The sequence below is a fragment of the Mesorhizobium sp. WSM3866 genome, from assembly GCF_002294795.1.
Taxonomy (GTDB): Bacteria; Pseudomonadota; Alphaproteobacteria; order Rhizobiales; family Rhizobiaceae; genus Mesorhizobium.
This window is the reverse complement of record NZ_NSGC01000001.1, coordinates 824,305-835,580: the sequence shown is the minus strand read 5'-3', so window position 1 is coordinate 835,580 and position 11,276 is coordinate 824,305. Positions and strand designations below refer to the sequence as shown.

The 11,276-nt window shown below is 57.7% G+C and carries 14 protein-coding genes and 2 pseudogenes; 2 read left to right on the top strand and 14 right to left on the bottom strand.

Translation table 11 applies throughout. The annotated features are described in order from the left end of the window. Nucleotides 1-1,217 precede the first annotated feature (1,217 nt). From CK222_RS04010 to CK222_RS03995, 3 genes and pseudogenes are all read right to left on the bottom strand, one after another. Nucleotides 1,218-1,430 (bottom strand): cold-shock protein, encoded by a 213-nt coding sequence (locus CK222_RS04010; RefSeq protein ID WP_095777381.1) that lies wholly within the window; start codon nt 1,428-1,430, stop codon nt 1,218-1,220. Nucleotides 1,431-1,622: 192 nt separating this feature from the next. Next, nucleotides 1,623-2,297 carry a transposase gene (locus CK222_RS04005; protein WP_245322484.1) on the bottom strand — a complete coding sequence of 225 codons (675 nt, stop codon included), beginning with the start codon at nt 2,295-2,297 and terminating at the stop codon, nt 1,623-1,625. Between the two features lie 531 nt (nt 2,298-2,828). Continuing rightward, a pseudogene (locus tag CK222_RS03995) lies at nt 2,829-3,481 on the bottom strand (LLM class flavin-dependent oxidoreductase); the annotation flags it as partial. 337 nt (nt 3,482-3,818) lie between these two features. Here CK222_RS03995 and CK222_RS03990 point away from each other — a divergent pair. Beyond that, nucleotides 3,819-4,682 (top strand): DUF4238 domain-containing protein, encoded by an 864-nt coding sequence (locus tag CK222_RS03990; protein ID WP_170950351.1) that lies wholly within the window; start codon nt 3,819-3,821, stop codon nt 4,680-4,682. A 515-nt stretch (nt 4,683-5,197) separates the two neighbouring features. On the opposite strand, the gene CK222_RS03985 is transcribed toward CK222_RS03990, so the two are convergent. The 8 genes and pseudogenes from CK222_RS03985 to CK222_RS03955 form a co-directional block, all read right to left on the bottom strand. Next, nucleotides 5,198-5,950: an NYN domain-containing protein gene (locus CK222_RS03985; RefSeq protein ID WP_095777586.1), complete on the bottom strand. Its 753-nt coding sequence runs from the start codon at nt 5,948-5,950 to the stop codon at nt 5,198-5,200. Between the two features lie 13 nt (nt 5,951-5,963). Next, on the bottom strand, nt 5,964-6,143 hold the full coding sequence (locus tag CK222_RS31495; RefSeq protein ID WP_095807864.1) for a hypothetical protein: 180 nt from the start codon (nt 6,141-6,143) through the stop codon (nt 5,964-5,966). A 3-nt stretch (nt 6,144-6,146) separates the two neighbouring features. Continuing rightward, nucleotides 6,147-6,302 (bottom strand): hypothetical protein, encoded by a 156-nt coding sequence (locus tag CK222_RS32165; RefSeq protein WP_095777384.1) that lies wholly within the window; start codon nt 6,300-6,302, stop codon nt 6,147-6,149. A 99-nt stretch (nt 6,303-6,401) separates the two neighbouring features. Next, the gene (locus tag CK222_RS03975) at nt 6,402-6,653 is read right to left on the bottom strand and encodes a DUF982 domain-containing protein (protein WP_095777587.1); all 252 of its coding nucleotides are present in this window, start codon (nt 6,651-6,653) and stop codon (nt 6,402-6,404) included. Nucleotides 6,654-6,729: 76 nt separating this feature from the next. Next, nucleotides 6,730-7,004 (bottom strand): annotated as a pseudogene (locus CK222_RS03970) (DUF1488 domain-containing protein). Then, complete coding sequence (locus tag CK222_RS03965) at nt 7,004-7,282, bottom strand: hypothetical protein (RefSeq protein WP_095777385.1); 279 nt, start codon at nt 7,280-7,282, stop codon at nt 7,004-7,006. The pseudogene CK222_RS03970 and the gene CK222_RS03965 overlap by 1 nt, the downstream one beginning before the upstream one ends. Before the next feature lie 16 nt (nt 7,283-7,298). Continuing rightward, nucleotides 7,299-7,517, bottom strand: a complete 219-nt coding sequence (locus CK222_RS03960) for a hypothetical protein (protein ID WP_095777386.1) — start codon at nt 7,515-7,517, stop codon at nt 7,299-7,301. Between the two features lie 77 nt (nt 7,518-7,594). Further along, nucleotides 7,595-7,939, bottom strand: a complete 345-nt coding sequence (locus tag CK222_RS03955) for a hypothetical protein (RefSeq protein WP_095777387.1) — start codon at nt 7,937-7,939, stop codon at nt 7,595-7,597. 798 nt (nt 7,940-8,737) lie between these two features. On the opposite strand from CK222_RS03955, the gene CK222_RS03950 reads away from it, so the two are divergent. Next, nucleotides 8,738-8,947, top strand: a complete 210-nt coding sequence (locus CK222_RS03950; RefSeq protein ID WP_095777588.1) for a hypothetical protein — start codon at nt 8,738-8,740, stop codon at nt 8,945-8,947. 790 nt (nt 8,948-9,737) lie between these two features. Here the strand turns inward: CK222_RS03950 and CK222_RS03940 are convergent. The 3 genes from CK222_RS03940 to CK222_RS03930 all read right to left on the bottom strand — a co-directional run bounded on the left by CK222_RS03940 (nt 9,738) and on the right by CK222_RS03930 (nt 10,924). Then, entirely contained in the window at nt 9,738-9,965 is a 228-nt protein-coding gene (locus CK222_RS03940) for a hypothetical protein (protein WP_095777389.1), read from the bottom strand. 112 nt (nt 9,966-10,077) lie between these two features. Then, nucleotides 10,078-10,311 (bottom strand): hypothetical protein, encoded by a 234-nt coding sequence (locus tag CK222_RS03935; RefSeq protein WP_095826512.1) that lies wholly within the window; start codon nt 10,309-10,311, stop codon nt 10,078-10,080. A 379-nt stretch (nt 10,312-10,690) separates the two neighbouring features. Next, complete coding sequence (locus CK222_RS03930) at nt 10,691-10,924, bottom strand: cold-shock protein (RefSeq protein WP_280950716.1); 234 nt, start codon at nt 10,922-10,924, stop codon at nt 10,691-10,693. Between the last annotated feature and the right edge of the window lie 352 nt (nt 10,925-11,276).

The window sequence follows — 11,276 nt, the reverse complement described above, 5'->3', positions numbered from 1 at the left end:
ACCGGGACAGTGAATCAGACAGGATCTATCGCGTGAAGGTCCTCAAACCGACTCTGTGTTCATCAAAGATGCTCTAGATCGAGCGAGCCGATCGCAGCTCTAGACGCAATCGCGACATCTTCAATTTCAATGCCTTGGGCCGCCGGGTTCTCTCAACGAGAAGCGCCACCTCCGGTCGCGGCGCTGCTTGCAAGCGAATGAGAACAGGCCGCTGCGCCTGGGGACACCTCATAACGAGGCATCGTTGGCACGTGTTATGGAGGTTGACCGGTTGCAATTGCCGCGCAGCGCCCCAGCAGCGCGACGATCTCGAGATCGGTTTATATCTGTGGCCGCCGGTGCGCCTCGCCGAATATGGTAGTTGCCGGAAATCGGTTGCCGGCTCGAGAAGGTTCTCATTTTTCGGCGAAGGGTCGCCGCCCTTACAGGCAAACTCGTCCCGTTTCTCAAGGGTATGAAGGACAATCTCTGCGCCAAATCAACGCAACCTCAGTCGATTCCGGTCACTGAGGCAAGTCTCGCCGCCTTGGCTGATCGCGATTTCAGCGCTTACCCCGCAGCTCGGCTTCGGCCAAAGCTCTGCGGGTCGGCCGTGACCCGCGATGTTGGCTGTCGGAAGACTCTGACCGATCACAACGGTCGGGATGAAGGATGGGAAACGCTCACAATAGTGATTCCGCAGCACAGACGTTTTGGATACTCGGCGATGATCCTGGCAGACCGCAAGCTTAGGATTTGATCGAGGTAAGGAGTGGTCCCGACCAGAGAGGTCGTAGCTGGGGCGCATGCGACGTCGACGCAGCCCTTTTCATATGTTTCGAACAATCCGTCGCTGAAGGGAACGAGTTCAACTTGGTCACCAAAGATGTCCAGCGTGGCTTGATGGGTCCAAGTACCCTGGGGCCAATGTACCCGGCCCTCTTGATCCCCGAGGTGTTAATCGCTGGAGGCCGCTTGAATTGCTCGTTCATTCTCCGGCCACGTCGATCGAGAGAGCGTCAGACCCACATCCCAGGAACAATCACAATGGCGAGGTTCACAGCAGAACATGAGAAGCCGGGAACGTGCCCCTCTTCTCCCGCAAGCATCTTGTTTCAGTAGGAATTAGCAGCTTCCCACAATCTGCTCCCGCGGCGACGGGATCCATGTTCTTGCCCGCTCTTTGCGCCGGTCGGTGGCACGTCTGCCCGGCTCTTGCCGGGCAGACGCAGAAAAGTTCAGCCAGCTTTGCTGAGACTGCCAGCGGAGGACTTGCCGGTACGCCGGTCCTGTTCGATCTCGTAGTTGATCTTCTGGCCCTCATTAAGGGTCGAAAGGCCCGCTCGTTCGACAGCCGAAATGTGGACGAAAACATCCTGACCGCCATTGTCGGGCTGGATAAATCCAAATCCTTTGGTGCTGTTGAACCACTTTACCGTTCCGGTCGCCATTATTGTATTCCTCTGTAACCATGTCGATGTGGGCAGGCCATAAGCCAGTCCGCTTCATATCCGAGATTTCAGGAGCAGCAAAAGCGAAAATTGCAAAAGCCCCGCTCCAATCGCAAAGGGCTCGCGCCCTCGGCGTTGGAGGCAGCGTCGGCGCCGGAATCGGTATCGCTTCGGCGTGCGATTCAGCGTTGTTTACAGCCCCAGTTTCCTTTTGAGTTCCGCGTTCTCCTTGCGCAAGCGTTCCGCGAGCAGGCTCTTCAGCCGCTTGTTTTCTCCCTCAAGCGCCACGAGGTCCTTCAGATCGTCACCATTCGATGCAGCCGGCGCAGCCTTCTTCCATTGATAGTACGTCTGTTCCGAAATGCCGGTCTGCTTTACGGCAGCTTTGTGAGTGGCGCCGCCACTAATCGACTTCTCTATCTGGGCGAGCATCTGGGCACGCTCCTTTTCAGAGTAAATCTTCCGAGTCCGCACGGCCACTGCTGGTGCTTCCTTCGCCTGAGGCGCCGTATTGGCGGCATTCTTCCGAGCAGCCTGCCTAGGCTCAGCGTCCGCCTTCCGCAGGCCTTTCTTTTTTCCAGGCGTCTCCACTTTGGCTGCCGCTTCCGTTGCTGTTATTACTGATTCGGCATCCAAGGGATTTGCCATGAGATGCTCCGCTCGTGGTTTGTGCATGTCTTCAGCATCAAGCGCTACGGCACTAGAGTCAACAAGGCGACCATTTGGCAACTCCATCTCCTTTAGTTCCCTTGTTGTCTCGGCCATTGCTGCGGAGAGATCGACATCGCTCCAGATGGAACGACCCCGGTTGTGAGAACTGCGCTTTTGTCTGATCTCCACGGTGAACGGTCTGGTCTGCCGCCTCATAGTTTCTTCCTTGTTGGACGAATTGCGCGGAAGTCGCGGCAGACGACGAACGAACGTCTGGCCCTTCTGCTGTCGCCCCAGCTATACGCATGCGACGGCACGAGCAAGCCTGCTGGCCACTCGCATCCTGAACAGACCGTTTTTATGAAGCATGTGAGCAGGTAGGCTGACCGCTATGAACTTTCGCCTCATCGCTCGATTGATTGTGAGCAAGCGCCGAAGGTTGATCCGCAAGCTGATTGCGATCAAGCGCATGACTTTACTGGTAAGTTCATAATTTTGGGAGGTCACTACCGGCGCCGATGGTACCTCTCTTTTTCATATTGCGATGGTGGATGAACGGGTTACGGTCAACTTGTCAGGGGATCAAAACTTCGGCGCTCATTCGCAAAGAGTGTCATGTTGTCGAAGACCCACTGTACCTCAGAGGAACTCGACTTTGCTTGGCAATCGGAGGCTTGCTCCGTCTGTTGCAGGAGCACATGGACTGACCCCATGGTGGACGCGTCTTAAAAGTCTGTCTCATCAAGGTCAGCCAACTCGAGCAATAATTGCCGATTGAATTGCCGCTGCCGTATATAGGGAAGCATCTAACGACAAATTCCCAAATGCAAGTTGACAAAGGAGGTAGTTTGCACCTGCCTCTCCAGCTGATCAAGAAGAGCTTGTTCCCCAGAAGCTGTCGTTCCTACTACGCACAATTCCTTCTCGATTGCCCAATCGAAAGTCAGCGGCAGGTTTGGTGGTGTCGGCATTGCGTTGAGATCGTAAAGTAATTTAAAGCTCTTAAGCCACCCTTCGTAAGCGGGTACGGCGAGTGAACGTACATCTGTTTCAGAACGCCCAATCACGACCGTTCGGAGCAATCCAAGAAATGGCGCTTGGTCGCCCGCGTCGCTGGCGTGCTCTCGACCGGCGCGGAAGGCATCAGTAATTCTGCGAACAGAAAAGGAAGGTCCCACGCGCGCGATGTTCACGCCATTCGCAGCGGCCCAGGCTGCCGGTTCGGGTCCGTTCGTGGCGATCCAAGTCGGCGGATGCGGACGCTGATGAGTTTTTAGCGTCAACGGAACGCTGTTCAACTCGAAATGGCGGCCTCGATAGGATAGCGTGCCGCCTTTCAGCGCATTCATAAGAATTTCGCTGGCTTCCGCATATTGGTCTCGCGCCGCGTCCGAGCCGATGCGGCTGGCAACGCCATCCAGGAGGGGAGCATGGCTGTTCCAGCGCACATTGATATGACGTGTCGGGCCTGCGGCGGAGAGGGCAGATTGAAGCGTTGGCAGGCTGACCAGGTGGACCTGCGCGACGACGAAATTGTGGAGTGCCCGACGTGCAAAGAGCGCGACCCTGAATTATGCAGTACCTGTGGGGGCAAGGCGAGATACCCCGCTGGTTTGCCGACCAGCTCTAGAAGTGAGCCTCCGACGAATTACGTTATGGCGAATGGAACGGTGCGGAGGCTGATGCCGGTCACGACCGGCCAAGCTTCGCCATTTCTTTCTGAAAGAAGGGCGATCGGTGACGGCACCCAAGCTCCACCACTACGTCCCGCAATTCCATCTCCGCCGGTTCGCTGACGAGCGGGGCGGGCTGTGGGCGTGGGATAAGCAAAGCGATCGCATGTTCCGGAGCTCGCCGAGCGGAATAGCTGCCGAGAAGCAGTTCTATTGGCTGACGCAATATGATGAGGACGGCAACGATCCGCTGACGATGGAGAAGCAGCTGTCGCAGATGGAGGGCGAGGTCTCGCTTATCACCGACCAGTGGCTCCAATGGCTCTCCCAAATGAAGGCGCTCGACGCTCTACCAATCCCGCGCATCAATCGCTGGCTCGTTGCGCGGTATCTTGCGGTCCAGATGCTGCGCACGCTCGACACGCGCGATCTAGTATCGGCGATGGCTCAGATTGACCGCGGCGAACCGGTCGACGCAATGGAGGCGCGTGAGCTGCATACTGAACTTATGTGGGATCCGCGCGTGGTGGAAAAATTGACGAAGAGGTTCATGAAATCGGTCTGGATCTTTGCTCGCAACGACAGCGCGACGCCGTTTGTGACCTCAGATAATCCCGTCGCTTTTCGCAGCCCCGACCACCGACAATGGCTACGATCCCTAGCGCTGGTGCCCGGCGCGTATCTCGTATTTGCGCTGTCACCCGGCGTGGTGCTCTATTGCCACCCGCCCGTGGGACCGTTCCGCAAGCTGGGCAAATTTGCGAATCGCTTGTCGCCGGTTGTGTTGGACGACCAGATGGTCGAGAGCGAGAATAGCGGTCAGGTGTTCATGGCCTCACGCTTCGTGCTGTCGAAACGGCCCGAGTTTAAGGCCGAACGCGCCTTTGCCCGGACGATCGGCGCCAATATCAACGCGCCGTCCAACTGATGCCCATCAAAATTGCCATCGAGCGCGATCGGCCTCGAATCTACAGTTCCGCAACGAGGCGACCAGCCTTGATGGGTTGGGTCCAGGCGCAAAGCTGCCGTTGAAATCGGATTTGCGTCGGCTTGAGTCCGATCCGGCGGGTCAGCCATGCTGATGGTGTGGCTAAATGAAAGGCGCGCTATGGTCGAGGCTGGAAGAGGCCCGATGGGTCGTTAGACCGATCATTCGCAGCCAATTTTCCAATGACCGAAAGGGGACCGTTAGCCGACAGTCCGGTTGTGGCTGAGGAATTCGGCAAAGCGGTCATTGGACTGACGACCCAAGTCTCCTCGTTCAGCCAATTTGATCCCAACGCGAAAGGCAGCCGTTGCCGGACGACCAACCCGCCGAGCGCTTAAATCTTGGGCGATCAGGTCAGGGTTATGCAACGAAGCGCACAACGCCGCCGTCCACCCGGAGCGCCGCTCGGCGGTCGATTGAAGACGAACCCAGAAGGTCGACGGCATACTGCGCGGTCACGCCTTGCGCCCGCCCTTTCGAGCCGCCTCCGGTTTTGTCCTTATGCGAAGCGTCCCGCCTTCGGGTCGTTCGATCTCGAATGCGTTCGTCTTGCGGACGAGATCGCTTAGCTTGCGAAAGCCGAAGGTGCGGGGATCGAAGTCGGAAGCCAGATTGGCAAGCCGCGTTCCGACCGCACCGAGCGGAACCCAGCCATCCTCGGTTTCCATCTGCGCGATGGTTTTGCGGATGATCGGCACGGCCGCGGAAGGCGGCTGCAGTGGCTTCACAGTCGATACGGCTTCAGCCTCGTTTGCAGGCGCGGAAGCCAGCAGATTCTCGGTATAGACGAATCGCCGGCATGCCTGGCGGAAACTCTCAGGCGTCTTCTGCTCGCCGAAGCCGAATACGTCGATGCCCTGCTCGCGGATGCGGGCCGCGAGCCGGGTGAAATCGCTGTCGGAGGAAACCAGGCAGAAACCGTCGAACCGGCCGCTGTGCAGCAGATCCATCGCGTCGATGACGAGCGTGATGTCCGAGGCGTTCTTACCTGTTGTGTAGGCGAACTGCTGCTGGGGTACGATTGCGTGCTTTGAAAGGACGTCGGCCCACGCTTTCGAGCGCGAGCTGGAAAAATCGCCATAGATGCGACGCACGCTGGCCTCGCCGATCTTGGCGATCTCCTCGAACAGCCCATCGGCGATCTTGGCCGAGGCATTGTCGGCATCGATCAGAACGGCAAGGCGTGGTGAGCGCGGCTCTGGCGGCATCATGGTCTTTTCCTTAGCGCTGTTCATGCCACCTGAAGTTCTTGCTCTCAATGTCGATGATTTCGCCGCAGTTCGCGCATTCAATCTGGGTGTGAGTACGAATCCAACCGACGAGCGTCTTTGCCTGATGATGGCAACGGGGACATTCCACGTCGATTTCGAAGCTGTCCGACTCGCGCTGCGTCATCGCCATGCCTCAGCTTTCGTCAGCAGCGGGCTCTCGCTGTTCTTTCTGCTCTATGGATAATGGTTTCTCCTTCGCGGCTTTCCCCGCAAGCTTGGCTTCTTTCTTGGCCGCCTTGGCCTTGTCTCGTTGACTGCGCTCGTACCGATAATTCGGCTTCATCGCCATTCAAACTCTCCCTATCTGGTAGATCCGTCAGGCCGAATGCCGGCTGAGGATCGCAATCCGGCCAGCGCGTGGCTCCAACCGCGCAGTCGCTCGCCAGGCTCAGTAAATCTCAACCGTGCGGTCGTAGCTGATCCCCGCCCCCTCAAGCGCGGTGAGGAATGCAGCACTCGCGTCATCGGGAGCGCCACCTTCGGCACAGCGCTTCATCGCGTCTGTCCAGGCCAGGCTGTCGTTTCCAGGCCAATGGTCAAACAGGAAATCCGAAGCCTGTGCTAAGGACTCGATCAGCGTGAAGCCGCTCGGGCCGGCGACATAGACAACCACGGGAACCCGGAATTTTTTTGCAGCCATCGCGCACCTTACGCCCGCTTGCATGGAAAGACGAGGTAGCGTTCGATTGTCGACCAGGCTTTGATCGCGGAAGCTGCTACCTGAAATCGGCGGCGGTCAAAGTGTAGGAGTCGCGGCGGTGGCGAGCATAAACCTTGCCAGCCATCTCCTGGATGGAGGTCCGCAAGCCATCGAATGCCGCAAGATAGGCCGTCTCTACGCTGGCTTTCCCGCCCAGGGCAATGCCATTTTTGGCCAGAGCCTCGGCCTCGACGAAGAAGCGAATTTGAAACATGCCGTCGTGACCGACGAAGTAAACGCCGTTGCGCTCCTGGCAAAGCTTCGGCTGGTGTTCGGGAATGCGAGCGTCATCATCGGTCTGCCAGATTCTCGGGCGCAATTAAAAAGCGCGCGGCGATCCTCTCCTTGCGGCGCTCGCTGCTGCAAAAGTTGAGAAACAGCATGCTTTTCGTCGCTTCCGAACGGCTGAGCCCGATCATGGCGGCGCCGTTCACATGCGCCGGAATGCCCGTGAAGACGTGATAGACGGACCAGGAACGATCGGCTTCGACGCGACGGCCATATTGATGGTCCCCAAAGTGGCATGGCTGGGCGCCCCCTGCATCGAGGTGATGGGTGCTAGTGTTCATGATATCGGCCCTTTGTCTATGTCGGCGCGGCGATGATGCTGGAATAGATGGTCGTGCCGTCGGCGTCGGCGATGGCGACGGCATCTGGCCACTGAGGCATGTTCAATGTCCTTGCCAGATGCCGCGCGATCTCGATCGCCGCGTCGCGGTCGGCCGCGTCTACGGTTTCACGGCCGACGACGGCGTGCGCGTCGTCGGCAACGCGCGTCCGATAGAATTCGATCACGACCTTCATAGGAGTCCTGTTTAGCGAAAACATCCTGCCATTAGCGGCCATTGCTCTAGGCTTTGCGCCGGAAACACTTCCAACCTTCAGCGGACGCTTTTGCCGCTCCGGCTTTCGGCTCCAGCATCTCCGTTCCTTGGCGCATGTCCGAATGTGCTTTCGATAAGAATCTTCCCGCCGTCCGACGCCTCGTCCATCAATTCCAGCATGTCCTCCGTCACCACCCGCTCGTGCGGTTCAGCGTCACTGCAGATGCGGTATTGCGGCGAGTTTCCCCTCGGCGGAAGAGCAAGGGTCACACGGTAGAGTTCGCCGGTCCTCGGGCCCGTGCCTAAACCGCCCTTCAGTCGAACTGACTGTCCGATATCGAAAAGACGTGCCAGAGCTCCGTGCTGGATTGGTCGTGCATTGCGCTGCAAGAGGGTGGTCATAGTTTTCTCCGGTTCTTTTGAGCGGCGCCTCGACCGAGGTTGATCAATCCGCTCCCTTGCTGCATCGACCCCTTCGCGGATCGCTGGCAGGTGATGAATGTGGTTAGACAGCGCCGTTCGGTGCGGGACGCTTCCGAGGGACTTCTCATCGAGATCGACGCGATACTTTGCGGCCGGCTGCGCACATCGAAGCCCCGGCAAAACAGACGATGGATCGGGGCAAATGACGGTTTGCGCGAGCGGTCACTTGCGACTTCCTGCAGAAGTGGAGCGCTCCATCCGCTTCAATTCAAGCCCTCAAAACAATGCCTGATGCCGCCAGTACATCCGTGGTCCGTGCCGGCATTCCATTTCAGGGTTCGATCCATTCGAGATGCCCCGCCGCGAACAGCGCAATGCAATCCATATCGAAAATTCGGAGCAGAATGGCGAGGCCTTCGATATGACGAAAGCTAGGTCGGCCAAATCAACGAGCTTCATATATGCGCTTCAATTGCGCTGGGAACAAGCGCTAGCAGCTTTTTATTTTTCTCTGCTAAGTGAAATTCCGAAGACGAGGGTATGAGATCAGCATAAAATTATCTCATCCACGGGAAAAAAGTTCGAGACTCGCAATTAAAACAAGCGACAAATAGCGTTTTTCGGCGAATATCTTCGATGGCTGCTATCTATCGCAAGGCCGGCGGTCTACGGTGAGACATGCGTACCCATTCCGCCACGAGAATGAAGTTGCCTAAACTAGGTCGGGTGATAGCCTTGCCAATTGTGGAGCCTGGCGTCCCGCACACAAACGGCGCCGTGGCCGTGGTTGAACCGCGACGGGTGTTCGGCAAGCTCGCCACCAAGCGGCCATTGGCTGTCGCGGTGGCGCGGGCTGGCGCGAAGGATACGATGGCCGTGCGCGCGAGGGCGGCGCTCTCTTCGCACGGTCAACTGGCCGTAAAAATATATGTCGCGCTCTGGATGGTCGCTCTGCTTGCCTCGGTTTTTCTCATTGTAAAAGGCTGAGCAAGGTCGGCATAGTCGAGAGGCGAAACGTCAAGGACGCGAACATGGCAAAACGCTATGAGCTTCGAATGGACGAGCCGAACAGTTGAATATTCGGAGGAGTCCCACCGGACTTCCTAATCGCGACGCGACCGATACCGCGATCCAGTGCTCCTTCTGGGCGACTTCGGTCCCCCATGCATTTCAGTTGAAAGGGAATAACCGTGAGAACCATGACAACACCGGATGTCCCCCCTGTCGCGGCGGTTGCGCTGGCCAAGTCATCCCGGAATTTGTCGGCTCGGCTGACGATCAGAACCGACGAAGCGGCAAGGCGCAAGATCGCTGACACCGACGGCACCCTGAGGCGGGCACGGGAACTTGCGGAACGCAACCGGCTGATCTGAAACTGCTTCCCGATTCCGGACAGAGCAGCCTGAACGAACAATGCTACCTAACCACGACCTATCGGCTGACCAAGTTGATGAGCGACTGCTTGACGCTTTGCGAACAATGGCGAAACGGTATCGGGGCGGATCGTCTAAATCAGGTGAGGAATTGGTCGAGCTGACACTGCGGACTGCGATCGAAAAATATGACTGTCGACCGGCAAACATGAGCTTATATGGGTGGCTACACAGCATAATGCAGCGGCATATGAACTGATTGATAATGTCGGATAGCTAGCTGCTAACTTCGTCGGATTGACCGCCACATCGCCTCAAGGCAACCGCGGGCACCTCTCACCTAGCACAAACTCGGATTATGTCCCTGGGTTGCGAGGAATGCTTCCCGCGCAATTCCGCAGCGGCTAACCAGTGGGGCCGAGAGCAGCGGAGCTTTCCATCTGCGTCCGGAACCAGCGTAGCGTCTCGAGCGTCGAGGGAAGCGCGTTCTGCTTTCGGGCAAGAATTTCCAACTCCCTGAAGCGCAACGCGAACGGCCTCTGATCCGGAAGCGCATGCAACAGCGAACTTACGATAATTTTGAGGCCGTCTATTTGGCCCTGCATTTCAAGGCGCAGGTCTGTGTCGGTCATCAAGTCTCTCCTGAAGCTTGGAATCGTATCCTGCCCAAGGAAGAGGAGCGGCCGTCTGCGCACCCCAGTTCCTGTTGCCGCTACTGGCGTAATCGCTGGGCAGCACGGAGCGTCAGAGCCTTTCGTCCTTCCGAAACTTGGTCAGGAATGAGCGCCACTTCCGCTTGGCGGCGCCGTCACGGAGTCGCAAGATACGCGGAGCCATGAAGTGAACGACGGCCATTCCGCTGCCGTGCCGTTCGGCTTCGGCAACTGAATGCTGATCGTAGAGAGCATCGTCCATCGATGCGACGTCCTTGCCTTCGAAGGCATCAAGCGCGGCTCTGCAGCGCTTGAAGCGCTCCATGAATGCATCGAATTCCCCGCGTGAGTCTTCATCCAGCCGGAGCGATTGCAACTCATCGAGGGTGAGCTTTTCCAGGATGGACGGCCGCGGCTTCGCCGCGCGACGCAGCGGCCTTTTCCCTGCTGTACGGAAGACGCTATATGCTTGGCGGCATCAGTCATTTGGATTTCCCTTGGATTTGCTGAACTGGCAAGTCAGCGCCGCCCAATCAATGATTGACAGCCGGCGGAGCCGTGGCACGTGCGCTTGCCGAGGTGTTTCTGGTACCGGCTCGCACTCAAGCATCGGAAACGAAAAGGCCGAGCAGTGCCCGGCCTCTTGATCGGAATTTGCAGGGCACCAGTACATCCGTGGTCGCCGCGCAAAGATCTGGAGTTGGTCAGGCAGCCTGAAGCTGCTCAGCCGCCATCTTGCCGGACTTGCTGTCACGAACCATCTCGTAGCCGATCTTCTGGCCTTCGACGATGCTGGTCATCCCAGCGCGCTCTACCGCGGAGATGTGGACGAAGACGTCCGAGCCGCCGTTGTCAGGCTGGATGAACCCGAAGCCCTTGGTGGAATTGAACCATTTTACTGTGCCGGTGGTCATGATGAACCCTTTCCTCAGCAGCATTGCTCTCTCGCGATGCGGATGCACCGGGAGTAGAAATCGAGATTTGTGGGAAGGAAGATCGTAGACCAGCGCCGAAGCACGAATAAACAAAGTCCAAACTTCAAAAGTCGATTGGTTTGTGTACCTGCAACGGATCTGACTGTCCAGCTTTTGTTTCGTCCTGCTGCAAACGCATGAACTAGCGCACTGGTTCTAGCTTGTGACCGCAGGGAGTACGAAGCGAGAAGCGCCAAGGGGAGATAGACGCCGGCCTGCCTTGAGGTTCAAGTTCGCCTCCGAGCTGCTCGACCAGCGACCGCACCAAACCAAGGTTAGCACGAAAGTCGCAGATGAACCTGCTGCCGAGTACTGC